Consider the following 26,062-nt stretch of genomic DNA (forward strand, 5'->3'; position numbering starts at 1 on the left):
AGTGTTCTCCTTTCCTACTCATAGTCAGGGGATATTTCTACTTCATTTAAAATAATTCTATTACTTACCTCGTCATCCTCTGTAATTTTACCATCTCTTACTTTAATAATTCTCTTAGAATAAAGAGCGATGTCCGGTTCATGAGTTACCATTATTATAGTTGCCCCTTCATCATTTAACTTTTGAAACACCTTCATCACTTCTAAGGAAACCTGAGAATCTAAGTTTCCTGTAGGCTCATCTGCCATAATAACAGAAGGATTATTTACTATAGCTCTTGCTATAGCCACCCTCTGCTTTTGCCCCCCAGAAATTTCATTAGGTTTATGCTTAATCCAATTTAATAATCCTACTTTATCTAAAGAAGCCAAGGCTCTCTCTCTTCTCTCTTTAAAGCTTACCCCTGAATATACCATTGGTAGTTCAACATTTTCAAGTATAGTCATCCTAGGTAGAAGATTAAAATTTTGAAACACAAAGCCTATTTCCTTATTTCTAATAAAGGCTAACTGATTGTCTGAAAGGCTAGACACATTTTCTCCATTTAAGATATATTCTCCACCATCTATTCTATCCAGGCATCCTAAAATATTCATAAGAGTACTTTTACCTGAGCCTGAAGGTCCCATAATGGTGGTAAATTCCCCTTCATGCACCCTTAAGGATACACCTTTAAGAGCCTTAAAGCTTATTTCACCAGTGACATAGGTTTTAATTACCTCTTTTAATTCAATCATTACTTGCTTACCTCCCCGGTATCCTCCTTAACAGATACATCATTCTTTAATGAGGCACTAGGATTAAGTATTACCTTTTCTCCTTCTGTTAATCCAGAGATAATCTCCACGTTTAAATCTGACTGCAATCCTATTTCTACTTTCTTTTCCTTAGCTTTTCCATTCTCTACCACAAAAACTGAGGTATTACCGTTTTTATCGCTCTTTATACTTTCAGCTGGTACTTGAAGCACTGCATTTTTTTCACCAAGAAGTATTTCCACATCCGCATCAAAATCCACTTTTAAATTAACGCCCTTATTAGCTATATCAATATCTGCATTAAGGGTTGTATCCCCTGCAGCTCCTGGTATCGAAGATTTTTTTGCCACTGGATCTATGAAGGATATCTTTCCATTATATTTTTCGCCATTAGCAGATATAAAGGCATCTTGTCCTACCTTTAACTTAGGAGAATCAAATTTACCTACAGACACTACTGCTTTTAAATCACTGATATCTTGAAGCACTATGGCAGGCTGAGCCATATTGCCCACAGCTCCTTCACTTACATTAACCTGAGTAACCACTCCATCAAAATCAGCATATATAGCATCTTTATTGGAATTTTGTTTCTGCTTAGCAGAATCTAATCCTACCTTTGCTAAAGAAACTTGGTTTTCAGCTTGCTTGATTTTCTCACCAGAAATCCCAGGCATAGATCCTTTTGAAGTTTTTAGTTGGGATATCTGTGTTTGAAGTTGCTGAGCTCTCACTGGGTCTTTTGTTACTTCCAGCTCTTTTTCTAAATCTTTTATCTGTTTATCCGCATCGCTTGCTTTCTTTTCAGCTTCATTCTTTTGATTCACTAAATCTTGTTTTTGAAGCACTGCGTTATTATATTGTATCTCTGCCTGTTTTATGGAATTTGTTATATCTGAACCATCATATTTAACTAACAAATCACCTTTTTTAACACTATCTCCCACCTTAACATTAACCTTGGTTATCTTAAGTTGGGCTCCAAAGTATTCCTTGGAGTTTTTGGATTTTATCACTGCAGTAGTGCTTAAAAATGCTTTTACATCACCTTTTGATGCAGTAGATGTCTTTACTGAAATCTCCTTAGAACTACTCTTACCTCTTATCTTTATAAACCCTATTGCTCCTAAAATCACCACTCCTACAAGTACTATGGAAACAATCTTCTTTTTACTCATAATTATCCCTATTTAGGTACACTTCCTTTCTCTAGTTGTCTATTATAAAATTATAAAATAATTATACCACTATAACTAAATAAATAAAGAAAAATATTTAAGACCTCATTATTTAAAATGAGGTCTTAATAATTTAGTGTATACCTGGTCTTTCAGCATCTTTACCTAACTTTCTAGACTCTTTTGAATAACCTACTTCATTAGCTGTTTCCACTTTCATCTTCTCCACTTCTTTTCTAGTCTTTTGTCCAGATTTCTTGTTATCTTTACTGTTTTTATTATTCTTATGAGCCATGATCATCACCTCGTAATTTAATTTATAACATTACAAATATATTATTATATTTAAATGAATTCTTAATACCTGTTATTTAATGGTGCAGTCAAAAGCATAGTGGTATGCACTACAAAATTCTTTAACATTATAGTATAATAAAGTAGCTATTAACCTTTGGGTAGTAAAGGCGGTAATATTATGATTGTTTTAAGTTGTAAAAATATCACTAAAAGCTATGGAATACATGAAGTTTTAAAAGATGTAACCTTCAATATAAATGAAGGTGATAAAATAGGATTAATTGGAGCTAATGGAGAAGGTAAATCTACTCTTTTTAAAATTTTAATAAAAGAATTGTCTTATGATGGCGGAGATATATTTATAGATAAGGGTTATAATCTAGGTTATCTTTCTCAAAAGCTTGATCTCGAATCTGAAAATTCTATTTATAATGAGATGTTAGAAGTATTTCATGATTTAATAAACCTTGAAATGAAAATTCATAATCTAGAAGAAAAAATGAATACTCCTTATACAGAGGAAAACAAAGCATTTCATGAAAAAATTATAAAAGATTATACCACTTGCCAAGAATTATATTCCCACAGAGGCGGCTACACTTTTAGAGGTGAGATATCTAGAGTTTTAAAAGGCCTAGGCTTTGAAGAAACGGATTATGATTCCGTTATAAAAAATTTAAGCGGAGGGCAAAAAACTCGTGTAGCTCTATGTAAGCTTTTATTAAAAAAGCCTGAACTGCTACTGTTAGATGAGCCCACAAACCACCTTGATTTAAATGCTATAGAATGGCTAGAAGATTATCTTAAAAGCTATAAAGGCACTGTACTTTTAATATCCCATGATAGGTATTTTTTAGATAGTATAACTAACCGTACCTTTGAACTTATAAATGGACATGTTAACTGTTATAATACCAATTATTCTAAATATATAGAGCTTAAGAAACAGAATTATGAAGTGCAGCTTAAAGCCTATAAGCTTCAACAAGCTGAAATTAAAAGACAAGAAGACATTATAGAAAAATTTAGATCTTTTAATAGAGAAAAAAGCATAAGAGCTGCAGAAAGCAGAGAAAAAGCACTGGATAAAATACAAAGGCTTGACTCTCCAGATGAGGACCCAAAAGGTTCTAGAATACAGTTTCATACTGAAATTAAAAGTGGTAACGATGTACTTTTAGTCCAAGACTTAAAAAAGAGCTATGGAGATAAACTTTTATTTGACAATGTAAATATGGACATTAAAAAAGGTAATAAAATAGCCTTAATAGGGGAAAATGGCAGAGGTAAAACCACTCTTTTTAAAATAATACTTGGAAATGTAGAAGCTGATAAAGGTTCCATTAATTTAGGCAGAAACGTAATTACTGGCTATTATGATCAGGAACAATCTGATTTGGATCCTACTAATGAAATAATAAATGAAGTATGGAACGAGTTTCCTAAACTTACCACTACTGAAATAAGAAACGCCTTAGCTTCTTTCCTTTTTACAGGAGATTCAGTGTTTAAAACCATCGATCTCTTGAGTGGTGGTGAAAAGTGTAGAATCAATTTATTGAAACTTATGCTATCCAAATCAAATTTACTACTTCTAGATGAGCCTACTAATCACTTGGACATCATGTCAAGAGAAGCCTTAGAAGATGCAATACTGGACTATGATGGTACCATGCTTATAATCTCTCATGACAGATACTTTTTAAACAAAGTAATAGATAAAATCTACGAGCTAGAAGAAGATGGTATTAAAACCTATTTAGGAAACTATAACTATTATGTAGAAAAAAAGAAAAACCCTCATAGATATGAAGGTATTGAAGAAGTTGTAGAGACTAAAACAAAAACTCAGCTTCAAGAGGAAAGACGAAAAAAACGAGAAGCGGAAAAAGAAGCAAAAGCAGCAGCTCAAAGGCTTAAAGACATTGAAAAAGAGATTTCTGACACAGAAGTAGAAATTTCTAAGCTTAATAATCTCTTATGCCTAGAAGAGGTATATTCAAACCCCCAAAAAGCTCAAGAGACCCAACAAAACATCACTGCCCTTGAAAGTAAACTTGAAAAGCTCTATGAAAAGTGGGAAGAGAATGTATAAAATTAATTTTTTTATTTTGCTTTAAGATAATCCTATAAAAAATAAATTGGCGGTGAAGTGGAAATATTCCACATCACCGCCATATTAAATAAGGGGGTATCTATATTAAATTATTCTGATAGCTTAATTTCTAGGGTGGTATCTTTTCCATCTCGTGTTATATCAACCTTTACCGCGTCTCCAGCCTTATGAGTTTCTTTAATCCTATTGATTTCTTCTACGGTTTTTACCTTTTGGCCATCAAATTTAGTTATCATATCTCCAGGCTTAAGACCTGCCTTTTCAGCTGGGCTGAACTCTTGAACATCTACAATAAGTACATATTCACCTTGTGGTAAATTATTCTTTTTTGCTATATCCTGTGTAATATCTCTACCTGCTATACCAATTCTTAATATTGGTTTAGAAAGTGCTGTTAGTCTTGATTTTACATTGTTTATAGGAATGGAGAAACCAATACCTTCTACACCTTCAGTCTTTATCTTAGCTGTATTAATTCCAATTACCTGACCTCTAGAATTTAATAATGGTCCTCCACTATTTCCTGGATTAATAGCAGCATCTGTCTGCAGATATTTAATGCTTTTACCTTCAATAGAGATTTCTCTGTTTAATGCACTTATTACTCCAGTAGTAACACTACCTAAGAATTCTTTTCCTAATGGATTACCAATGGCTACTACCTGTTCACCCGCTTGAAGACTATCTGAATCTCCCAGCTCTACCACTCCTGGAACTTTTACATTGTCAGTTATCTTTACTACTGCTAAATCCTGTTGTGCATCATAATTTACCACCTTAGCATTAACCTCAGTTCCATCTGAAAGTATTACCTTTACTGACTGAGCACCTTGAATAACGTGAAAATTAGTGAGCACGTAACCTTCATTGCTTATTATAAATCCTGAGCCTATACCACCTGGTATACCTTCACTAAACATACCATAATTCACTTTATTCATGGTAGACACTCCCACTACCGCTGGTGCGACTTTCTTTACTACTTCAGTAACTGATAGAGCTTCTTTATCAGTTTTAAAAGTAGGTGGATTATAATTTAGATACTGACCATATTTTTTGTTTATTTCATTAACTACATTATTTGTATTATTCATTACTATACTTGCACCTATAGCTCCTCCTACCATGGTGAAGGCTAGAGCTAAGGCTGTAAATCCAAGAAATTTCAAAAGCTTTCTCTTTTTCTTAGGTTTTTCTTCATAAGCATTATATACATATGGATTGGATGGTTTATTATCTTCACTGACAACAAAATCAGGCTTATTAGCTGGTTTATCATCCTCACTGATAACAAAATCAGGCTTATATTCATTGTTTTCATTATAATTATCAGACATTATTCATTCCTCCTCTTATACTTATGTTTCCCATTGACTATATATTAAAACATTAATGTGTCAATTTCGTGACAAAAAAAATAATTAGCTATAAATAACTAATTATTTTCTGCACTTTTACTTTCACTTTTTTTGGTAATAAACTTTAAAGCTTCATGCACCTTACTATATTCTTCAAGAGGAATTACCCCACTTTCGGGTTTTACTCCTTCTATAGAAGTTATTTCTTCATTAGATAGATTAGCTAGTTCCTTTTGGTTTTCTACATCTCCATTTTCATTGATTAAAATAGCCAAAGGCTTGTTACCTAGCATACCTTGACCCTGTGAGTCGCTATCTCCATTAATTAGAACCTTGGTTTCATTCCATATAGCTGTAGTATGATTGGTGGAAATCCTATGAACCTTTATATCATTAGCATAATTATCAGACACCTTGTCCAATAATCCTTTAGGATATCGCACTAGTCCAAAGCTATCTAATACCCTAGTTAATCCTACATAAGAACCTATTTGCTCTACCTTCTTAAAAGTCTTGCCTTTAGACACTTCCTTTACAAAAGAAGGAGATTTCATTCCTTTTTCATTTATAGGATTTATAAGTATCATTCCAGCCACATCATTAGGATATATTTTAGCAAAATTACTCATTACAAGGCTTCCGTATCCATCTCCTACCAGAATATAAGGTCCTTCCATACCTAATTTTCTAAAAAATAGATGAAGATCCCTAGCCTGTGCTTCAGGATTCTTATAATCGCTCTTATCGCTATATCCATACCCTGCCCTATCATAAGTAAAGGTACTAACCTCAAGATTTTTAGGCATATTCTTTATGACCTTTTCCCACTCATAAGATGTATAACCTAAATCTGATTCAAAAACTACAGTGTATTTTCCACTGCCTGCTGTGCTATAATGAATCTTATTGCCATTTAAGGTAGCATACTTGGATTTAGTTTTTAAAGAAGCGATATCTTTTGAATAACTTACTTTTTCATAAATAAAGCCCGCAGAAATAATAGCAATGAGTAAAATTATAACGAGCTTTATACACTTTTTTGGCTTTATTTCTCTTTTAAGTTTTACTTTATGCAAAGAATTAGAATTGGTCAGTAATTTCAACGGCCTCACCTTTTTATAATTATTATTTTTGTCCTAATTTCAAATTAGGTTTTGCATTTAAATCCATATCCGCAAAGTCCTCTTTAATAAACTGAAAAAAAGCAGCACTTCCTATCATAGCAGCATTATCAGTACATAAAATTGGAGAAGGAAATAATACTTTTATATTTAGTTTTTCTCCTTCTTTTATAAGGGTCTTCCTTAAGGCAGAATTAGAAGCTACCCCACCAGCTATAGCAATTTTATCTACATTGTATCTTTTACAAGTAGTGATAACATTATCTGTTAGAACATCTACCACCGCTTTCTGAAAAGAAGCAGCTACATCAGCATTATTTATAGTTTCGCCAGTCATATTAGCTTTGTTTAAATAATTTAAAACTGATGACTTTAATCCACTAAAGGAAAAGTCTAGAGAATCATCGTGAAAATTAGCTCTTGGAAATTTAATGGCCTCTTCATTTCCTTCCAATGCTAGTTTATCTATTTTAGGTCCTCCAGGATATCCAAGACCTATGGAGCGGGCAACCTTATCATAAGCTTCTCCCGCCGCATCATCTCTTGTCTCTCCTATAACTTCATAAGTAGAATGATCCTTTACATGAACTATAAAGGTATGACCTCCAGAAACTACTAAACAGACAAAAGGAGGTTTAAGATCTTTGTGTTCAATATAATTTGCACTTATATGACCTTCTATATGGTTTACTCCTATAAGAGGTTTTTGAAGAGAATATGCTAATCCTTTGGCATATTGCAATCCTACTAAAAGCGCTCCCACAAGACCAGGCCCATAAGTTACAGCCACTGCATCTATTTCATTAAGTTTCTTACCAGACTGATCTATCGCTTCTTCCACCACTGCATTAATAGCTTCTATATGCTTTCTAGAAGCAACTTCTGGTACAACCCCGCCAAATTTTTTATGTATATCAATCTGCGATGAAATTATGTTAGATAGAACTTCTCTACCATTTACAACTATAGCTGCAGAGGTTTCATCACAACTTGTTTCTATCGCTAATATTACTACGTCTTTTTCCATTAAATCGCCCCACAATTAGTTTTCATAACACATAGTATTATACTTTATTACACCCTTATATTCAATGAATTTAAAAGCTTTTTTCAATTTCAAAGCTGTTGTAATAATAATTCCACAATGATATAATTTATGCGAACATATATTTCTATACAAGGAGATTTTATATGATTAAAGGTTATGCAAAGATTATAGTTAATGGTTCTCCCATATCCAAATCAAACTTTAAGCTTTTTAATCTAAATGGACGAGCAATTCTTCCCAATAATTCTGGAAGGTACCATGATAGATATGCTCTTTATGAGGAAGAAATAGCTTATGAAGCTCGTGTGCAAAATCCTGATGTAGTTTTAACTGAATCCTTAATAGCAATCCTTAAGGTATATTATAAAAGTGAAAAAAGACATCCAGATACCAATAACATTACTAAAAGTATCTTTGACGGTATAGAAAAAAGTGGTGTTATTATAAATGATGCTCAAATAACCAGGTTAATAATAGAAGAATATTATGATAAAATAAATCCTAGATTTGAATTAGAGCTTTTTGCAGAAAGTAAGTATTTCATGGAATATTCCTTAATGGAAAGAGATACCTTACAAAAACCAAAAGAATATCTTCCTCCAAGCAATAAAAGGACAGCTATGCCTAAGGATACTGCTAAAGCAAATTGTGATCCCACAAAACTTTTTTGTGATATCTGCGGTACAGCCATAAAAGCTGATGACGCTATGTCTGCTAATAGAGGGGAAATTCAAATATGCAAACAATGTTTTAGTAAACTATTTTAACGGAGAGAATCAATGAAGATAGTATGTGTTGGAGATAGTCTTACAGCCGGGTATGGTGTATCAAAGAAAGCAAATTGGGTTTCTTTTTTGAAAGAAAACTTAAATTATGAAGTTATTAATAAAGGTGTTAACGGAGATACTTCCTTTGGAGTATTAACAAGATCCTTCCAGGATATAATAGCGCTAAAACCAAATATCTGTATTGTACTTATAGGAACCAATGATCTATTAATGAATAGATCTGTGGAGAACACCCTAGATAATATCAAAACTTTGGTTAAGGAGATGGTGGAAAATGACATTTTACCTGTGGTAGCTTTTCCTCCTAAGATACTCCCCTCCTTAGCTAAGGAAAAATGGTGTGAAACTATAGACTACCAAAAAGTAAATGATAATCTATTAAAACTCAGAAACTTGTTATTAGCATTTTGCTCAAAAAACTCATATAAATCCATAGACCTATATGAAGCTTTTTCTTCCATAAGTGAAGGTAATTCATATAATTATTATTTAGATGGTGTTCATTTCAATACTAGAGGTCATGAGATTATGTATAATTTAATAGTTAAAGCGATAACGGAATGCATTTAAGAAAATACATTCCGTTATTTTTATTTTAAATAGTTTTCTATATAATCTGTAGCGCGTTTTCCAACTTCATATCCTTCTAGAGTTATGTCATCAGCCCAACTATATGTATGTATTAAATTTCCACAAGCAAATACTCCACCTTGACTGGTTTCAAAATTATCATTTACTTCAGGTCCGCCTGTGGCAATAGCTATTTTTATTTTAGCTTTTTCAGCTAAATCACTTTCAGGCATCCAGCCTACAGATAAAAGCAAACAATCGCATTCTATAAACTCTTCTGAACCCTTCAAAAACTTACCATTTTCGTCTATTTTGGATATTTTAACCCCTTGAACTCTTTCTTTTCCCAATACCTCCGTTATAGAGTATCCTACTTTTACAGGAAGGTTAAAATCTTCAATGCATCTAGAGACATTTTTTCTGTGAGCCATTATATAAGGCTGTTTTTCTATTATAGCATTAATTTTTGCCCCTTCTATAATAAGCCTTCTAGAGACAATTAGTGCTATATCACTAGATCCTAATATAACCACATTCTTTCCGGGAAGGTACCCTTGGAAGTTAATAAATTTATGCGCTGAACCTAAGGTATAGATTCCTGCATACTTATTCATAGGCACATTAATATTACCATTATATTTTTCCCTGCAGCCAGTGGCTAAAATAATAGATTTTGCCTTATACTCTATTATTCCTTCATCAGGATTAACAACGGTAATAACTTTATTTTTATTTAAATCCAATACCATGGTATTTAATTTATAATCTATATTACTTTGCTTTATTTTATCAATGAAATATTGTGCATATTCAGGTCCAGTGATATTTTCTTCTATGCTGTTTATTCCAAATCCATTATGTATACACTGAACTAAGATACCCCCTAAATAATCTTCCCTTTCTAATATTAGTATATTCTCAATACCCTTTTCACGTGCAGATAAAGCTGCAGTCATGCCAGAGAGTCCTCCACCGATTATTATAATGTCATACTTCTTCAAGTAACTCCCTCCCTTTTTATATATACATAATCTATAGTTACCAATACTATTTTACCATATAAAAAACAAATTTTGAGTATAAAGCAAAAAAATAATAAACTGACAATAATGTCAGTTTATCCTGAAAAATTTAAAAATTATTATTTGAGTGGCTCATATTTGCTTAATAAGCCTTGAAGCTTTCTAGCTTGAAGGCCAGACTCTTCTGCAAAATGCTTGAAGGTAACTCTAACCTCTTCATCCTCCACTTTATCGGAGTACTCTTCATAATCTCTTACGTTTTCTTGAGCATCCAATATCTTTTGCTTTAATATATCTACTGTATCTAACTTCATTTCAAATCCCTCCTTAGGTATATTTTAACCACTAAGGCCAGATTTATCCTAGATCATTAAATTGTATTATTTCAAAATTGCACCTTGAGAAGATATAGTAACTTCATTGTAAGGCACTATAGTTTTTGAGTTAATCATGGCTTCTTTTACCGCCCCAACTATTCCACTGCAGCAGGGTACTTCCATTCTCAATACGGTAATACTTTTAATATTATTATTTTTTAATATTTCAGTTATTTTCTCTTTATTATAATTATTATCATCTAGCTTAGGGCAAGCAATTAATGTTATTCTACCCTTTATAAAATCCTTGTGAAAGTCCCCATAAGCATAAGCGGTGCAATCTGCTGCTATAAGGAGATCAGCATTATTTAAAAAAGGTGCAGAGGAATTAATTAGTCTTAATTGTACTGGCCACTGCATTAGTTCTGATGTTCTAGAAACACTATTTGTCTCTAAACTGTTATCTTTCTTTTCTCTATTAAAGGTTAACGAAGCACTTCCAGGACATCCTAAATTCATGGATTTCATAGTGTTATTTTTCGACTTTAATTTGTCCACTCTTTGTTTTACCGCATCATCATCATATTCCTGTGCTTCTCTTTCAATAATGGTTATAGCTCCAGTAGGACAACCTGATAGACAGTCTCCCAGTCCATCACAATATATATCATTTAATAATTCCGCTTTACCATCCTTTAATACTATGGCAGCTTCATGACAAGCATTTATACATATTCCACATCCATTACATAATTCTTTATTAATATTAACTATTTTTCTTTTCATATTTAATTCCTCCAGGATAATAAAAAACTTAGGTTACATGTAAATTATAATGAAAAATCAAAATAATTTCAGTAACCTAAGTTACATTAATTTGTTTTAACTAAAATTCCTCTTTTTATAACCTTACTCACCACATTCATGCCTAAGTTATAAAGTAAGAATTTATAGCTAGGATATTTAAGTATAATTAAATCCGCTTCTTTGTTCACATCTATACTGCCTATATGCTTTTCTCTATTTAAAGCCGCAGCTCCATTTATAGTAAGAGCTGTTATAACCTCTTCTAGAGATAAATTCATGTTATAACAAGCCAAAGCTATTAAAAGAGGTATGCTATGGGTAAAGCAGGAGCCAGGATTAAAGTCTGTGGCCAAAGCTACGGCACAGCCTGAATCTATCATCTCTCTGCCTCTTGCATAGTCTTCTTTTAAGCTAAAAGCTGTACAAGGAAGCAAAGTAGCTATAGTACTTGAATTTGCCAAAGCTTTAATGCCTTTATCTGAGGCTTGAAGCAGATGATCAGCAGAAACCGCTCCTAAGTCACAAGCTAATTCCGTGCCCCCTATAGCTACAATCTCATCTGCATGAAGCTTTAATTTAAAGCCTAACTTTTTAGCCTCTTCTAAAAGATATCTAGATTCTTCAATTTCAAATACATTTTTTTCGCAAAACACATCACAAAACTCTGCTAAATTTCTATCCTTAACCACAGGCAGCACTTTATGAATAATAAAGTCTATATATTCTTTCTTTCTACCTGAGTATTCTTTTGGAAGGGCATGTGCCCCAAGAAAAGTGGATACTATATCTACAGCATGAGCTTCATTAAGTGTCTTCATAGCTTCTAACTGGCACATTTCTGTATCTAAATCCAATCCATAGCCGCTTTTCCCTTCCAGGGTGGTGATACCCATGCTAAGCATATCATCTAATCTTTTTTGTCCTAACTGTACAAGTTCTTCTTTTGAGGCAGCCCTAGTTTTATTCACTGAATTTGCAATACCTCCCCCAGCTTTCATTATATCCATATAGCTGGTTCCTTGAAATCTAAGATAGAACTCCTCTTCTCTATATCCAGAAAATATGAAATGAGTATGGGAGTCTACAAACCCTGGTAAAACAGAGCCTCCCATGGCATCTATAACCTCTATATCTTTTTCAGATATAACTTTTGGCTGGGGAGAGTTTATTATTTCTTTTATTATTCCTTTTTCAATTAGTATGGAAACATTGTGTGATGTATGAAGTTCTTTCATTTCACTTCCTTTTTTTGAAGTGAAACCACTACAGGTTACAAGCTCACCTATATTTTTTATTAATAATGTATCTTTCATGCTATTCCATAAGCTTTGATTCTAGTATTTGATCACTAGAAAAATTCTCTATGCCCATATAATATTCAGCACAATCTATAAGAGCTTGCATAGGTACTAACCCTACTATTTCAGTTCCCACCACATTAACTCCATACCTCTTTGCTTCCATCCTAATCATTTCAAGACTTCTATATAAAGCTGTCTTAGTGTAATCTGTCATATTCATAGAAACCTGTGTTATATTTCTATCTTCTAATTTTACTCCCATAGCCTTACAGAATCTTAAACCTCCACCTATAAACCTAACCTTTTTTCCAATAGCTGTAGCTATGTCAAGATTAGATGTATCTAAATTTACATTAAAGGCAACCAATGGCATCCTAGCTCCAATAGCAGTAACTCCTGCGCTGGTATGAGGATGGCAAGGGCCATAATCTGGCTTCCACTCCGGATTTTGAAGTTTTTCTGCCATACCTTCAAATTCTCCTTTTCTAACTACTGCAAGATTTTCTCTAGCAGCACAGGAAGCAGATTTTTCATATAAGAATATGGGTAAACCAAATTTCTCAGAAGCTATTTCAGCAACTTCTTTGGAAAGCTCCACCGCTTCTTCCATGGTTACATTTTTAATAGGTATAAATGGAACTACATCTACCGCTCCCATCCTTGGGTGCTGACCTTGGTGTTCTTTTAAGTCTATAAGTTCAATGGCTTTTTCCATGAAGTCTATAATACATACCTTTAAAGCCTCTATTTCCCCTGCTACAGTAACTACCGTCCTGTTATGGTCTTTATCAGAAGAGTAATCTAATAACTTTACCCCTTCTCTTCCTCTAAAAACATTAATTATCTTTTCTATTTTTTCTAGGTCTCTTCCTTCACTAAAATTAGGTACGCATTCTACAATTTTATTTGATAGCATCCTTGATCCTCTCCTATGTTAAAAATATTTTTCTAGGGTATCTTTTATAATATCTTCTTTAACTATAAAGGGCAGTGTTATATGGTCGGTTTCTTCCCTAATATTGTTATACTCAATACTTGTGCTTATGGAATTTTCATTTCTAGCCCAAGCTCTTCTAGCTACTCCTCCCATAACGTCCCAAAGCATAGCAGATTGAATAATTTCGTCTACTTGATAGCTTCCATCCAGTACAAGACCAAATCCACCATTAATGGATTTACCTATACCTACTCCTCCACCATTATGAAGTGCTATAAGACTCATGCCTCTGGCTGCGTTACCAGCAAAACATTGTACAGCCATATCTGCCATAATATTGCTTCCATCTTTTATATTAGCTGTTTCTCTAAAAGGTGAGTCTGTACCGCTTACGTCATGATGATCTCTACCTAACATTATAGGACCTACTTCTCCATTTCTAACCATCTCATTAAACTTCAATGCTATTTTAGTTCGTCCAAAGGCATCTTGATATAGTATCCTAGCCTTAGTCCCTACCACTAGCTTATTTTTTTCTGCATCCCTAATCCATACATAATTATCTCTATCTTGACCTCTCCTATTTGGGTCTATGCATTCCATAGCTGCCTTATCAGTATTTATCAGATCATCTTCTTTACCACTTAGGCATACCCATCTAAAAGGTCCATAACCATAATCAAAAAGCTCAGGTCCCATGATATCCTCTACATAGGAAGGGAATATAAAGCCCTCTTTCTCATCCATACCATTCTTAGAAATTTCTTTAACTCCAGCATCATAAACAGCCTTCATGAAAGAGTTTCCATAATCAAAGAAGTAAGTTCCTCTATCTACTAGCTCTTTTATCAATTTAAAATGTACTTTTAATGTTTCATCTACTAATTTACTAAATTTGTCCCTATTAGTTTTTAGAAGTTCTGTCCTTTCTTCAAAGGTTATTCCTTGAGGACAATATCCACCTTCATATACCGCGTGACAAGAAGTCTGATCTGAAAGCAATGGTACTTTTATATTATTATCCACCGCATATTGTAGTAAATCCACTATGTTTCCATGGTAAGCTATGGAGGTGGTTTCTTTTTTATTAATATACTCATTAGCAATGTCAAATACTTCTTTTAAGTCGCTGCTAACGTATTGTACCCAGCCCTGTTCATGCCTTGTCACTATTCTAGAGTAATCCACTTCTGCAATTATTCCCACTCCTGCGGCAATTTCTATAGCCTTAGGTTGAGCTCCACTCATGCCTCCTAGTCCAGAACTTATAAACAAATAACCTTTTAAATCATCATTATCCCCTAGTCCAAACTTTTTTCTGCCTGCGTTTAATAAAGTATTAAAGGTTCCATGAACTATTCCTTGTGGCCCTATATACATCCATCCACCAGCAGTCATCTGTCCGTAATTTGCTACACCCATCTGCATAGCATAATGCCAGTCCTGAAGATTGTCGAACATTCCTACCATAAGGGCATTGGTAATAATAACCCTAGGTGCCTCAGGTCTTGATTTAAATAACCCCACTGGATGTCCAGATTCAATAACTAAGGTTTGATTTTCAGTTAAATTTTCCAAATACTTTTTAATTAACCTATACTGCATCCAATTTTGGCATACCTGCCCGGTTTCACCATAGGTAACGAGTTCATAAGGGTATAAAGCTATTTCAAAATCTAAGTTGTTATCAATCATAACCTGAAAAGCTTTTCCTTCAATACAATTCCCCTTGTATTCATCTATGGGCTTTCCGTAAATTCTTCCTTCTGGTCTAAATCGGTATCCATATATCCTACCTCTGGTTTTAAGCTCTTCCATGAACTCCTTGGCCATTTCCTCATGAAACTCTTCAGGAATATAACGCAAAGCATTTTTTATAGCAATTTCTGTTTGAGACTTATTTAAAGTGAAGCCTCTATCTGGCGCTCTCCTAATTCCATCAATGAATTTAGGATATGGTGGCAGCACATCATCTAGCTTTATTCTCATAGCTTCTTTAATTTTATCATTATCTATCATTTAGAACCCCCCTTTATTTATACTTATATTGTACCTTTAAACCATAAAATAATCTATATTTTCCCAAACTACCACTTTATTATACTAAACTAAAAAGAATGGTTTCCCATTCTTTATATTTCTAATATTAATTTTAAATCCTTATAATAGCTTCTGCTCACTGGAACCTTTTCTTCAATGCCTTCCAGCTCTAAAAGATATATTCCATTTACCCAATGAGTAATTTTATTAACTTTAGTTAAATTTACAATATAGCTTCTATGACATTTCATAAAGGTGTTGCCTTTAAGCCTATTTTCAATAAAGGTTAAGCTTTCTTCACAAGTATGAGTAGCATTGTAAGTTACTATATTAAGTTCCCTTCCTTTTACATTAATATATAATATATCTTCGTAATTTATAAAATACACAGATCCATCTTTTGATATAGGAAGTTTATTTACCCCTAAATTAAAATTTTGTTCTTCCTTTCCCTCAGTGTTAAGCTGAAATTCTTTTATATTTTCATGGTTTTCAATAAATTCTCTTAAATCCTTTAAAGCGGATTCATCTTTTGCTAAAACTAAAATCTTTTCCACTATAACACCCTCTGTAAATATTTAATAAGTATAACAATGCATTTCTTTACATAAATATAATAGAATAACTGTAATTTTAATATTAAAAATGGTATTATTATCATATGAATATTTAGATTAATATAATGTTATTATTACTCATTTAATGTATCGGTTATAATATACCACTTCTAAATACTTTTATATAAATTTCATGATATTTTATCTAAAAACTACTTTATTAATTACTAAAGGAGGCGTAAAAATGAAAAAAAATAATATAATTCTAGGAATTGTGTTAATACTCATTGGAATAGCTTATCTTATGAATATAACTTTCCAGGTAAATTATTTTAGCTTTGCCACTCTATGGCCTATAATATTATTTTTAGTAGGCGTAATGTTTGAATTAAAATTTTTCAGAGATAGAAGCTCCGGAGGAAACCTTATTCCCGGTGGTATTCTTATGGTTTTAGGTCTTATTTTTATGTTTGAAAAACTTACAGGTAATAGATTCTCTAACTATATTTGGCCCTTTTATACCCTTTCTGTAGCTGTAGGATTTCTTCAATACTACCTATTTTATAAAAAAGATAGAGGCATTTTGATACTAGGTCTAATTCTTCTTATAGTATTTATAGTTTCTTTCCTATCCATCTTACTAGAAAATATTTTCCCATGGATGTCCGGGAATTTAATCTTCCCACTAATCCTCATAATGGCTGGAATACTGGTAATAGTGAAAAAGTAGTAGAAGTTAAAAAAATATACTATTTTAGAAGGACCTAATTAATTAAGAATTTAGAATTTAAAATGAAGGATAGTTTTTCTGAAAAACATCAGAAAAGCTTACAAAACTATACAAAACAAAAAAACTCCCAAGGGAGTTTTTTATTTTGATATATTCAAAGAAACTCTTAGAGTTTCCTCCTTCATTCTCAATTCTAAATTGCCTCTGGCATTACTACTTTTATTCCATGATGGATGATTTCAAAATCTATGTGCTTGTCCTTAATTAACTCTCCATCAATATTGATAACAAATTCTTTAGAACTATTTATAGATACCTTTTTAGCTTTATAAAATTTAACTTCTTTTATATTCTTATGCTTTCCTTTAATAACCTGGGGAAATAAAAAGAAAATTTTTAATTTTGATACCTTATCTATTAAGCATATATCAAATATACCATCAAATACGCTGGAATCGGGAGCGATTTTTATTCCCCCCCCATAGCACTTTCCATTGGCAATGGCAGCGAGTAAAATATCTCTGTTAAATTTCATTTCATCTATAGTTATCTCTGCATGAATGGGGTTAAAATTAAATAGGGTCTTTAGTATCCCTATTATATAAGCTGTAGAACCTGAAATATACTTTATTTTTTTCATACTTTTAGCATTATAAACCACTTCTGAGTCAAATCCTACTGAAGATATATTGATAAAATATCTATCATTTACCTTACCTAAATCCATGTACTTTTCTTTTCCATTAATGGTCTTTAGGAGAATATCTTCATCTTCTTCTGAAACTATGTTTTTTACAAAATCATTACCGCTTCCTGCAGGTATCACCGCTAAAGAGCTAGTAGATCCTATAATGCCATTTAATACTTCGTTTAATGTACCATCACCACCTATGGCATAAACTCTATAGTCTTCCTTAGAAGTGTATTCTTTCACAATTTGAGTAGCATGTCCAGGGTGTTCCGTTACCTCTATATGGTACTCATCTTCCATGTCTTGAAATATATTCTTAATTGACTCCAGATATGATATAGCCTTTCCCTTACCTGCTTCAGGATTTATAATAAATAAATGTTTCATATATTACCTCTCTTGTGCATTCACAGTTAATTGATTATTAATTATATCATAGAAGTGATTTTAATAGAATATTAGATATAATAAAAAAAGCTCTCAAAATGAGAGACTTCTTTATTATATCTTTATAGTCTTTGCAGCTTTATTCATTTCGTCTACTATAGAGTACATATTAGATATATCACCTATAACTAATTTATCCTTAAGTCCATAAAAGTCTAGACATGTACCGCAACTAGTAATTTTACTCCCTTTATCCTTTAACTTATTTAACCCTTCTAGGCAGTTAGAACCTTCTACTGTGAGCTTAACCCCAGCATTCATAAAAATAATGTTTTCTGGCACCACATCATTTTCAGAAAGAGCAAATATATAGCTTTTCATTAGGGTAATACCTAGGTCATCTTCTCCTTCCCCTAATTTATCTGATGTAATAACTATAGTTAAACTATCATCAAAACTCATAGGTGCACATTTGATACTGTCATCTTTAACTATTTCAATATGATAGTTTCCATCCTTCTCTAAAACACTGCTGCTGAAACCTTTGCTAGCAGCAAACTTCCTCACATTATTCTTTGATACTTCATTATCAACTATTACTTCTGCACTACCATTATCTAAGGTATCAAAATACTTTTTGGTGTTTATCACTGGCTGAGGACATAATAATCCTCTGCAATCAATTATATGCATTTGTAATCCTCCCTTTAAAAATCTATTTCAATAAAACAATTATAACACTTTCATATAAACTACTTATATTTGATTTATCTATAAATAAACATCTATCTATAAGTACTTATAATATACTATGCTATTGACAAAGAAACCCTTCTTTCAATATATATAACAATTGATTTATCTCTACAGTTATAATATTATAGTTTTAGCGACTTACTAACTAAAAGGAGATTTAATAAATGGACAAGTTATTAAAAAGAATTAAAGATATAAATAAAACAAATGCATTTTTTTATATTATTACACTTTTGGCTTTATTATATAAGACCATTATACTTCATAGCTTTATAATGAATAAAAACCCATATGCTTTAGATTTATACAAAGGTTATAGCAATTCTCAGCCCTTTATGCGATTTTATATAGGCTTTGCCTTAATTTTATTAAGCTTTTCCTTTATATTTAAAAATTATGGTAGAAGGCTATATCTATTATTAGCAAATATTTTTATCACCTTAATTTTATTTTTAGACCTTTGGTATTTTAGAGGTTTTTTTACACTGCCCTCCATTACCGTTATTACTCAAACAGCAAATTTAGAAAATCTTTCTGGCAGTGTTCTTTCTTTGATAAGTTCTTACGATATTTTACTTATTATAGACTTAATTATACTTCTAATAGTTTTTATATTAACCTTAAAGGATAAAAAAACAGAAAAGAGAAATTTAGGTGCTTTTATAACCACCTTTTTAATCCCATTTTTACTTATTGCATATATACCTTTTTCTGCTAATGTACTTAAAAGATCCGTTAAGTATGACTATGTATTTAGCAACTACGATCCCACACAAACATCTCAGTTTTTATCACCTTTAGGATATCATATTTTAGATGTTTATACTGTATATAAGGATTCAAAGCCATATATACTAAGTAAGGAAGAAAAATCATCCATAGATGAATGGTTTTTAAAGAAAGCAGAAAACAATCCTGATAATAATTATAAGTCACTATTCAAAGGAAAAAATCTTTTAATAATTCAAGTGGAATCCTTTGAGAACTTTGCTATAAATGAAAAAGTAGATGGTGCGGAGATAACTCCCAATATCAATAGATTACTTAAAAATTCTATATATTTTCCTAATATTCATGATCAGGTAAATGAAGGTAATAGTTCAGATTCAGACTTGATAATAAATACCTCTACCTTTCCTATAAGAAAAGGAAGTACATTCTTCAGGTATCCTAACACAAGTTATAATTCTATGCCTAATTTATTGGAAGAACTTGGATATTCCTCAACTTCTCTTCATCCAGATAAAGGCTCTTATTGGAATTATGCTGCGGGTTTAAAAGGAATTGGCTTTGATAACTTCATAGATTATTTTCATTATAATGACACAGAAACCATAGGAGTGGGTATGAGTGATGGCATATTCTTACCACAAACTGCAGAAAAGATAAAAAGCTTGAAAAAGCCCTTTTATGCTCACACAGTAACACTAACTAGCCACGGTCCCTTTGAAATACCTGATAAATATAAAGATCTGAAGTTCACAAGTGAATTAAAGAATAATATATTAGGGGACTACTTCCAATCATTACATTATACAGATAAGCATATTGGTGAATTCTTAAATTCCTTAGATGCTTCTGGTATATTAGATAATACAGTAGTGGTAATCACAGGGGATCATAGAGGGGTACACAAATATTATAATGATAAGCTTGCTCAATTAAAAAATCCTAAGGAAAATTGGTTGGATAACGAAAATCAAACCCTTCCATTAATCATTTATAGTAAAGATTTAAATGCTCCTGTAAAAAATGATGTGATAGGTGGACAAGTAGATATAATGCCAACATTGTGTTACCTTATGGGCGTAGAAGAAAATAAATATGTAAACTCAGTTATGGGTAGAAACCTTTTGAAAACTAATAAGTCTTTTGCCTTAACCAATAATGGTATATTATCCAATAAGGATTTAACTAAAGATGAAACAGATGAAATAAAAAAAGGCTTTGATATATCTGATAAAGTAATAAAAAGCAACTATTTTAAAAAATAAAAAAAACTCTAAAGGGATTCCCTTTAGAGTTTTTAATTTACTATTTTTCCAATTTCCTTAACAACTTTATACCACTTTTGAGTTTCATCGCCCTTTGCCCACTGAGCCATAACCACTTTTTCTTTAGGATCTATATTTATACTTCTTACCGGGCTTTCAGCTAGCTCTCCTTTGCTTATTTCATAAACTAATATTTCTGAATCTAAAAATATCAAAGCGAAGTCTTGATTAGGAGAGGTATAAGCATCTATGGCTTCTGGCACTATGTCTTTAATTTTACTCCAGGTAACATATAGATTATCATAATTAACCAGTTTAGAAGGAGGAATCATATTTATATCGTAATCTAAATATTTATCGGAATATTCAGGTGACAATGAATTTATTCTTCCTTTTAATATCCAATGACCATTTCTTCTAGATACAGTAAAGCTATTTTCTTTTGGGTTTTCTTCCAATACCTCTCTTAATTCTCTATTTGTTGAGGTTAAAGCTGCGGCAGCAGATTGATCCATGGATATTTTCCCTGCCTGTCCTATAATATCAGATATCTTAATTCCCTCTCCTAAGGTTACATTATCTAAAGGTATAACCCTTATATGAGGAATATTAGGATTTTCTTCAGAATAATCAATAATTTCAGCAGTTACATAATCATTGCCAGCAAACATAACATTAATAATTCTATTATTTTCATTAACAAGAATATTTTGATCTTCTATAGTTTTTGTATTTTGTTCAGAATCTTGGTTGTTAGGTGCACTATTATCATCAAAAATGGGGTTAGCAACTATCCTCTCTTTTACCAAGTTATTTTCTGTATTTTTCTTTACTTCCACATTCCAGAAGCCTCTTCCTCGAGGAATAACTAAATTAGGCATCTCATAGATATAATCAAAGTTATTATCTTCTGAAGATATCCATAAAGTTCTATAATCAAGTTGATGTTTCTTACTACTTGTAGTTTCTCTCTCCTTTTTAAGTCCAATAAGTACTCCAGAAGATGTTTTTTGTACTTGTAAACTTTTATTCACTTTAGCACTAAAGCCCAAATTCTTATTTTTAGGTTCTTCATCTGAAGTCTTGGTGAGATATAAAAATGCCCCTTCCATATACATGAGTCCTGTAGTATCATCTATTCTAATAAACTCATAAAATAATTTATCTGAAGAGTAAATAGTGATAATATCCATCAAATCCATATCAATACCCAAGTTTTTAGGATTAATTTTATAAAAATATACAAAATAATAGGATGAAGTACTTTTTCTCATTTTATACTGTGGATTTAGAACTACCTCCTCATGAAAGAGAGCTATATTTTGTCCAAATTTAGCTTCTTTACCTATCATATTATCAAGAGAGGTTTTATTAGCAATCTTGTCATTTACTATTTTATATTTGGTTATTTTCCAAGTACCCTTTATGGGTACTTTCGCATTTTTAGGAGAAGATATCATATCTCCACCTTGAATACCAATGTTATTACAACCAGTTATAAATATCGATAATAATAATATTGTTATAAATGATAATTTATATTTCATTGAAATTAAACTCCTAATTCATAATGCTATAGAGGTAATGTTACCTTAACCTCTGTCCCTACATCTAATTCACTAACAAAATCCAAGCTTCCTTTATGAAGCTTGACAATTTCATCGCAGATAGAAAGTCCTATTCCATTTTTAGATTTAGAAGTCTTACCTTTGTAAAATTTTTCTTTTATTCTTGGTAAATCCTCTTTAGCAATTCCGTACCCGTTATCTCTCACTATTAGATACAAATTTTTTTCATCTTTACTTATTAAAAGTTCAACTTCTCCCCCTACGTTAGTAAACTTAAAGGCATTGTCTAATAGATTAATAAGTACTTGCTTAATTCTATTGCTATCTATAAGAACTTGCGGTATATCCTCTTCTACATTTACTATTAATTGGATTCCTTCTCTTTCAGCCCTAGCCCTCATAGATATCTCTATATAGTCTATAATTTCTTTAATAAAAACATACTGCTTTTTTAGAGTTACTTTGCCAGATACAAATTTTGAAAAATCTAAAAGTTCCTCTACCATGGCAGCAAGTCTATCAGCTTCTTTTTCAATAATTTCAAATCCCATATTTAGCATTTCCTTGTCCACATTATCATCATTAAGGGTAACTACCCATCCCTTTATAGAAGTGAGAGGTGTTCTTAATTCATGAGATACTGAAGAAATAAATTCATTTTTAAGTATTTCTCTATTTTTCAGTTCCTCTGCCATATAATTTAATGTATCAGAGAGCTTTCCTATTTCGTCTTCATTAGATTTCTTGCTCCTAATAGTTAGATCTCCTGATGCCATATGTTCTGCTACATCCGTAAGCTCCTTAATAGGAACAATGATACTATTAGCAAGAAATACGCTAACTATAATAGTAATGAATAAAACAGCTAGTCCTATACTTATAAATATCAATGCTATCATATTAATAGATTTATTTACTTCATTTAGTGTTGTAACAAACCTAATAACTCCAATTATCTTTCCGTTGGCTTCCAGGGGATAGGATACAGCCATAACATCTGGAGCATCATAGTCTACTTGGCCTATCCATCGTCCACTTTCACCGGTAAGTGCCTTTTTAACATCAATGGTACTTAACGGCTCATCATGTAAAACCCCTAAGGAATCTAAAAGCACTGTTCCCTTAATATCTATAATCTGTACTTGTGCTTCTGTCTGATTCCAAAATACATCTACACTTTCGGTAATATTTTCTCTTAATGTTGAATTTGCAAAGTACCTGGAGTAAAAATCTGCAGAAACCTTTATTTGACTTAAGAGCATCTGCTCAGTGTTGTTATAATAATATTGCTTTACAAAGCCTATGAGAAGTAATTCAAGTATAAAGATACTTGTAAATATAACAAGCATAAAATTCCCAACAAGTTTACTTTTAATGCTCTTCATAAATTAATTCTATTTCCTCCATCTATAACCGGTTCCCCAAATGGTTTCGATGTATTTAGGCTCAGAAGCATTCTCCTCCACCTTAGACCGTAATCTTCTAATGTTTACATCTACTATTTTAGGATCCCCTACAAAGTTGTATCCCCATGCTAAGTTCAATAACTCATCCCTACTAAAAGCCTTCCCTGGATTCTCAATAAATATTTTCATTAACATATATTCTTTAGGCGTAACATCAATTTCTATATTATTTTTAAAAAGCTTTTGTGCATATGTATCAATTTTAAAAGGAGGACTTTCAATTAACTCTTCATTAATTTCTTCATCTTTTTCGTCTAGTCTTCGTAATAGTGCTTTTACCCTTAACGTTACTTCAATAGGATTAAAAGGTTTAATTACATAATCATCAGCACCATATTCTAATCCCATAATCTTGTCCATGTCTTGTCCTCTAGCAGTTAGCATCATTATGCCTATAGCAGGGAATATCTTTCTTAGTTCTTCACATACCTTAAAACCGTCTATACCTGGTAACATAACATCTAATATTGCTACATCTGGTTTTTCTATAGCAGCTATTCTTAGTCCTTCTTCTCCAGATTCTGCTTCCAAAACTTTGAAGCCATTTCTTTCAAAGTTAATTCTCAAGAAACCGCGTATGCTGCTTTCATCTTCAACCAGAAGGATCTTATTCATAAACATTACCTCCTAACCCTTCTTATGTATTATTTCTATTATACCATTTTACCCTATAAAATAAATAATTAAAAAATTAAGAGAAGCAATAACTTAATCTTATCACTTCTCTTTTATAATTTTATTTTAATGTTCTAAATTCATACCCCTTACCTTTTAAATAAGCAATTATTTCAGGTAATGCTTGTACAGTAGCTTCTTTTGCTTTTGCATCATGCATTAGTATTGTAATCTTATCTAGTTTAGCCCCTTCATTAACTTCTACTTCCTTCTTAACCTCTGCAACTATTTCATCTTTGGTTCTTTTAAGTGATTTAGCATCTGAGGAATCAACATTCCAATCTACATAAGAAATTCCTTTTGCAGCAAAGGCCTCCTTAACAGGTTGTAATTCCTTCCATGACATAGACCCCCCTGGAAATCTTATTACCTTTGTTTCAAAGCCTTCACCTAAAATAGATTTTAAGGTATTGTTTGCTGTAGTAAAGTCTTCCATTATATTATTCATATTAGCTTTTCTATTAGGATAAAGTTTTTTATAGTCATGAGAAGAACTATGATTCCCTATAGCATGTCCCTCTATCAGTTCCCTTTTTAATACTTCTGCTGTAGCTGGATTATCGGTAAAGTTCTTAGTCATAATAAAAAATGTTGCTTTTACGTCATTAGCTTTTAAAATATCTAATATTTTAGGGGTATTGTTCATAGATGGTCCATCATCAAAGGTTAGAAATACTACCTTTTTTCCATCTGTAGGAGTACTTTTTTCATTAACCCTTTGAACCTCTGCAGTACTGAAAGTATATTTATCTCCCTCTATAGAGGTGTTTGAATTTTTATTTACATCCGTAGGAAGAGATGTTTTTATCTGCTCTTCTTTTTTTGCTTCTGTTTTAGTTTCCTCTTGAACTTGACTCTTATCACCTAAAGCAATTTCCTGCTGAATATTTTTACTTTGTTTTTTTGAAAATATTTTTCCTGATTTATAATAATCTATTGCAAAATATGTAATACCACTAATAAGTAACAGTACCAAAATCGTCACTAAGGAAGTTATTATAATTTTTTTCCTTTTTTCCCTTTTACTCTTACGAGAAAATATTGATTTCTTTGACATAATATCCATCCTTCTTTGTTAGTTAGTCCTAATTATTTAATCTATCTATTATATATTAACAGTTTGTACACATAAAGTATAGAGATAATTGATAATTTAGAATTTAGAATTTAGAATGAAGGAGGAAACTCATGAAGTTTCTTTGAATATAGTATAGCGTGGTCAAGCTCTGAGGAGCTTGACCACGCTAAAGATAAGCCAGAATGACTTCTTTTATTAATAAATTTAAAGTTTTTCTGATGCTTTTTCAGAAAAATTATCTATCATTCTAAATTCTAAATTGTCAATTCTCAATTGTTTTTTTACATGAATATAAAAAACTCAAGTTGCAATCCAACTTGAGTTTTTGGCTCCGCGGAGAGGGCTCGAACCTCCAACCTATCGGTTAACAGCCGAGTGCTCCACCATTGAGCTACCGCGGAATACAGACCTGGCGACGTCCTACTCTCCCACACAGTCTCCCGTGCAGTACCATCGGCCCTATGAAGCTTAACCTTCGTGTTCGGAATGGGAACGGGTGTTA

24 protein-coding genes, 1 tRNA gene and 1 rRNA gene are annotated in these 26,062 nt (G+C 32.1%); 5 read left to right on the forward strand and 21 right to left on the reverse strand.

Annotated features, from left to right (window positions below):
* Positions 1-14 precede the first annotated feature (14 nt).
* From BUA82_RS17395 to BUA82_RS17405, 3 genes are all read right to left on the reverse strand, one after another.
* The gene (locus BUA82_RS17395; protein ID WP_073011343.1) at positions 15-737 is read right to left on the reverse strand and encodes an ABC transporter ATP-binding protein; all 723 of its coding nucleotides are present in this window, start codon (positions 735-737) and stop codon (positions 15-17) included.
* Positions 737-1,936: an efflux RND transporter periplasmic adaptor subunit gene (locus BUA82_RS17400; RefSeq protein WP_073011346.1), complete on the reverse strand. Its 1,200-nt coding sequence runs from the start codon at positions 1,934-1,936 to the stop codon at positions 737-739. Before BUA82_RS17400 ends, BUA82_RS17395 begins: the two co-directional genes overlap by 1 nt.
* Before the next feature lie 133 nt (positions 1,937-2,069).
* Positions 2,070-2,231, reverse strand: a complete 162-nt coding sequence (locus BUA82_RS17405) for a small, acid-soluble spore protein, alpha/beta type (protein WP_073011350.1) — start codon at positions 2,229-2,231, stop codon at positions 2,070-2,072.
* A gap of 180 nt (positions 2,232-2,411) precedes the next feature.
* Here BUA82_RS17405 and BUA82_RS17410 point away from each other — a divergent pair, with 180 nt between their 5' ends.
* Complete coding sequence (locus BUA82_RS17410; RefSeq protein ID WP_073011353.1) at positions 2,412-4,328, forward strand: ABC-F family ATP-binding cassette domain-containing protein; 1,917 nt, start codon at positions 2,412-2,414, stop codon at positions 4,326-4,328.
* A 110-nt stretch (positions 4,329-4,438) separates the two neighbouring features.
* Here the strand turns inward: BUA82_RS17410 and BUA82_RS17415 are convergent, their stop codons facing one another.
* The 3 genes from BUA82_RS17415 to tsaD all read right to left on the reverse strand — a co-directional run bounded on the left by BUA82_RS17415 (position 4,439) and on the right by tsaD (position 7,855).
* Positions 4,439-5,686, reverse strand: a complete 1,248-nt coding sequence (locus tag BUA82_RS17415; RefSeq protein WP_083600008.1) for a S1C family serine protease — start codon at positions 5,684-5,686, stop codon at positions 4,439-4,441.
* 98 nt (positions 5,687-5,784) lie between these two features.
* Entirely contained in the window at positions 5,785-6,810 is a 1,026-nt protein-coding gene (locus tag BUA82_RS17420; RefSeq protein WP_073011356.1) for an alpha/beta hydrolase, read from the reverse strand.
* Positions 6,811-6,832: 22 nt separating this feature from the next.
* The gene (gene tsaD / locus BUA82_RS17425; RefSeq protein WP_073011359.1) at positions 6,833-7,855 is read right to left on the reverse strand and encodes a tRNA (adenosine(37)-N6)-threonylcarbamoyltransferase complex transferase subunit TsaD; all 1,023 of its coding nucleotides are present in this window, start codon (positions 7,853-7,855) and stop codon (positions 6,833-6,835) included.
* 167 nt (positions 7,856-8,022) lie between these two features.
* Here tsaD and BUA82_RS17430 point away from each other — a divergent pair, with 167 nt between their 5' ends.
* Together BUA82_RS17430 and BUA82_RS17435 are read left to right on the forward strand one after the other, a co-directional pair.
* Positions 8,023-8,643, forward strand: a complete 621-nt coding sequence (locus BUA82_RS17430) for a RusA family crossover junction endodeoxyribonuclease (RefSeq protein WP_178140774.1) — start codon at positions 8,023-8,025, stop codon at positions 8,641-8,643.
* Between the two features lie 12 nt (positions 8,644-8,655).
* Positions 8,656-9,234 carry a GDSL-type esterase/lipase family protein gene (locus BUA82_RS17435; RefSeq protein WP_073011365.1) on the forward strand — a complete coding sequence of 193 codons (579 nt, stop codon included), beginning with the start codon at positions 8,656-8,658 and terminating at the stop codon, positions 9,232-9,234.
* Between the two features lie 20 nt (positions 9,235-9,254).
* Here BUA82_RS17435 and BUA82_RS17440 read toward each other — a convergent pair whose 3' ends face one another.
* The 7 genes from BUA82_RS17440 to BUA82_RS17470 all read right to left on the reverse strand — a co-directional run bounded on the left by BUA82_RS17440 (position 9,255) and on the right by BUA82_RS17470 (position 16,215).
* The gene (locus BUA82_RS17440) at positions 9,255-10,235 is read right to left on the reverse strand and encodes an NAD(P)/FAD-dependent oxidoreductase (RefSeq protein ID WP_073011367.1); all 981 of its coding nucleotides are present in this window, start codon (positions 10,233-10,235) and stop codon (positions 9,255-9,257) included.
* 140 nt (positions 10,236-10,375) lie between these two features.
* Positions 10,376-10,570, reverse strand: a complete 195-nt coding sequence (locus tag BUA82_RS17445) for a hypothetical protein (protein ID WP_073011369.1) — start codon at positions 10,568-10,570, stop codon at positions 10,376-10,378.
* A 66-nt stretch (positions 10,571-10,636) separates the two neighbouring features.
* Complete coding sequence (locus BUA82_RS17450; protein WP_073011371.1) at positions 10,637-11,359, reverse strand: ATP-binding protein; 723 nt, start codon at positions 11,357-11,359, stop codon at positions 10,637-10,639.
* A gap of 86 nt (positions 11,360-11,445) precedes the next feature.
* Positions 11,446-12,693 (reverse strand): imidazolonepropionase, encoded by a 1,248-nt coding sequence (gene hutI, locus BUA82_RS17455; RefSeq protein ID WP_073011373.1) that lies wholly within the window; start codon positions 12,691-12,693, stop codon positions 11,446-11,448.
* Position 12,694: 1 nt separating this feature from the next.
* A complete protein-coding gene (gene ftcD / locus BUA82_RS17460) occupies positions 12,695-13,597 on the reverse strand; it encodes a glutamate formimidoyltransferase (protein WP_073011375.1) in 903 nt (300 codons plus the stop codon).
* An 18-nt stretch (positions 13,598-13,615) separates the two neighbouring features.
* Complete coding sequence (locus BUA82_RS17465; RefSeq protein ID WP_073011377.1) at positions 13,616-15,637, reverse strand: urocanate hydratase; 2,022 nt, start codon at positions 15,635-15,637, stop codon at positions 13,616-13,618.
* 113 nt (positions 15,638-15,750) lie between these two features.
* Positions 15,751-16,215 (reverse strand): LytTR family DNA-binding domain-containing protein, encoded by a 465-nt coding sequence (locus tag BUA82_RS17470; RefSeq protein WP_073011380.1) that lies wholly within the window; start codon positions 16,213-16,215, stop codon positions 15,751-15,753.
* A gap of 244 nt (positions 16,216-16,459) precedes the next feature.
* Between BUA82_RS17470 and BUA82_RS17475 the strand changes: the two genes are divergently transcribed.
* Positions 16,460-16,945: a hypothetical protein gene (locus tag BUA82_RS17475; protein WP_073011384.1), complete on the forward strand. Its 486-nt coding sequence runs from the start codon at positions 16,460-16,462 to the stop codon at positions 16,943-16,945.
* A gap of 193 nt (positions 16,946-17,138) precedes the next feature.
* On the opposite strand, the gene BUA82_RS17480 is transcribed toward BUA82_RS17475, so the two are convergent.
* Positions 17,139-18,023, reverse strand: a complete 885-nt coding sequence (locus BUA82_RS17480; protein ID WP_073011387.1) for a diacylglycerol/lipid kinase family protein — start codon at positions 18,021-18,023, stop codon at positions 17,139-17,141.
* A gap of 114 nt (positions 18,024-18,137) precedes the next feature.
* Positions 18,138-18,716 (reverse strand): sulfurtransferase-like selenium metabolism protein YedF, encoded by a 579-nt coding sequence (yedF, locus tag BUA82_RS17485; RefSeq protein WP_073011390.1) that lies wholly within the window; start codon positions 18,714-18,716, stop codon positions 18,138-18,140.
* Between the two features lie 227 nt (positions 18,717-18,943).
* On the opposite strand from yedF, the gene BUA82_RS17490 reads away from it, so the two are divergent.
* Positions 18,944-20,773 (forward strand): LTA synthase family protein, encoded by a 1,830-nt coding sequence (locus BUA82_RS17490; RefSeq protein WP_073011392.1) that lies wholly within the window; start codon positions 18,944-18,946, stop codon positions 20,771-20,773.
* A 32-nt stretch (positions 20,774-20,805) separates the two neighbouring features.
* Here the strand turns inward: BUA82_RS17490 and BUA82_RS17495 are convergent, their stop codons facing one another.
* From BUA82_RS17495 to rrf, 6 genes are all read right to left on the reverse strand, one after another.
* Entirely contained in the window at positions 20,806-22,320 is a 1,515-nt protein-coding gene (locus BUA82_RS17495) for a hypothetical protein (RefSeq protein ID WP_073011394.1), read from the reverse strand.
* Positions 22,321-22,346: 26 nt separating this feature from the next.
* A complete protein-coding gene (locus tag BUA82_RS17500) occupies positions 22,347-23,726 on the reverse strand; it encodes a sensor histidine kinase (protein ID WP_073011396.1) in 1,380 nt (459 codons plus the stop codon).
* Positions 23,727-23,735: 9 nt separating this feature from the next.
* Positions 23,736-24,422 carry a response regulator transcription factor gene (locus BUA82_RS17505; protein ID WP_073011399.1) on the reverse strand — a complete coding sequence of 229 codons (687 nt, stop codon included), beginning with the start codon at positions 24,420-24,422 and terminating at the stop codon, positions 23,736-23,738.
* 121 nt (positions 24,423-24,543) lie between these two features.
* A complete protein-coding gene (locus BUA82_RS17510; RefSeq protein WP_073011402.1) occupies positions 24,544-25,539 on the reverse strand; it encodes a polysaccharide deacetylase family protein in 996 nt (331 codons plus the stop codon).
* 347 nt (positions 25,540-25,886) lie between these two features.
* Positions 25,887-25,961, reverse strand: a tRNA-Asn gene (locus BUA82_RS17515).
* 6 nt (positions 25,962-25,967) lie between these two features.
* Positions 25,968-26,062: ribosomal RNA gene (gene rrf, locus BUA82_RS17520) — 5S ribosomal RNA — on the reverse strand; the annotation flags it as partial.

Source organism: Clostridium amylolyticum (genome assembly GCF_900142075.1).
Taxonomy (GTDB): domain Bacteria; phylum Bacillota; class Clostridia; order Clostridiales; family Clostridiaceae; genus Clostridium_AA; species Clostridium_AA amylolyticum.

Excerpts from the sequence above, each read along its gene's own strand:
- BUA82_RS17500 (WP_073011396.1), bottom strand. The coding sequence starts at position 23,726 with ATGAAGAGCATTAAAAGTAAACTTGTTGGGAATTTTATGCTTGTTATA.
- BUA82_RS17490 (WP_073011392.1), top strand. The coding sequence starts at position 18,944 with ATGGACAAGTTATTAAAAAGAATTAAAGATATAAATAAAACAAATGCA.
- BUA82_RS17445 (WP_073011369.1), bottom strand. The coding sequence starts at position 10,570 with ATGAAGTTAGATACAGTAGATATATTAAAGCAAAAGATATTGGATGCT.
- BUA82_RS17400 (WP_073011346.1), bottom strand. The coding sequence starts at position 1,936 with ATGAGTAAAAAGAAGATTGTTTCCATAGTACTTGTAGGAGTGGTGATT.
- BUA82_RS17405 (WP_073011350.1), bottom strand. The coding sequence starts at position 2,231 with ATGGCTCATAAGAATAATAAAAACAGTAAAGATAACAAGAAATCTGGA.
- tsaD (WP_073011359.1), bottom strand. The coding sequence starts at position 7,855 with ATGGAAAAAGACGTAGTAATATTAGCGATAGAAACAAGTTGTGATGAA.
- ftcD (WP_073011375.1), bottom strand. The coding sequence starts at position 13,597 with ATGCTATCAAATAAAATTGTAGAATGCGTACCTAATTTTAGTGAAGGA.
- BUA82_RS17510 (WP_073011402.1), bottom strand. The coding sequence starts at position 25,539 with ATGTCAAAGAAATCAATATTTTCTCGTAAGAGTAAAAGGGAAAAAAGG.
- BUA82_RS17415 (WP_083600008.1), bottom strand. The coding sequence starts at position 5,686 with ATGTCTGATAATTATAATGAAAACAATGAATATAAGCCTGATTTTGTT.
- BUA82_RS17480 (WP_073011387.1), bottom strand. The coding sequence starts at position 18,023 with ATGAAACATTTATTTATTATAAATCCTGAAGCAGGTAAGGGAAAGGCT.
- yedF (WP_073011390.1), bottom strand. The coding sequence starts at position 18,716 with ATGCATATAATTGATTGCAGAGGATTATTATGTCCTCAGCCAGTGATA.
- BUA82_RS17395 (WP_073011343.1), bottom strand. The coding sequence starts at position 737 with ATGATTGAATTAAAAGAGGTAATTAAAACCTATGTCACTGGTGAAATA.
- BUA82_RS17495 (WP_073011394.1), bottom strand. The coding sequence starts at position 22,320 with ATGAAATATAAATTATCATTTATAACAATATTATTATTATCGATATTT.
- hutI (WP_073011373.1), bottom strand. The coding sequence starts at position 12,693 with ATGAAAGATACATTATTAATAAAAAATATAGGTGAGCTTGTAACCTGT.
- BUA82_RS17465 (WP_073011377.1), bottom strand. The coding sequence starts at position 15,637 with ATGATAGATAATGATAAAATTAAAGAAGCTATGAGAATAAAGCTAGAT.
- BUA82_RS17450 (WP_073011371.1), bottom strand. The coding sequence starts at position 11,359 with ATGAAAAGAAAAATAGTTAATATTAATAAAGAATTATGTAATGGATGT.
- BUA82_RS17435 (WP_073011365.1), top strand. The coding sequence starts at position 8,656 with ATGAAGATAGTATGTGTTGGAGATAGTCTTACAGCCGGGTATGGTGTA.
- BUA82_RS17475 (WP_073011384.1), top strand. The coding sequence starts at position 16,460 with ATGAAAAAAAATAATATAATTCTAGGAATTGTGTTAATACTCATTGGA.
- BUA82_RS17505 (WP_073011399.1), bottom strand. The coding sequence starts at position 24,422 with ATGAATAAGATCCTTCTGGTTGAAGATGAAAGCAGCATACGCGGTTTC.
- BUA82_RS17410 (WP_073011353.1), top strand. The coding sequence starts at position 2,412 with ATGATTGTTTTAAGTTGTAAAAATATCACTAAAAGCTATGGAATACAT.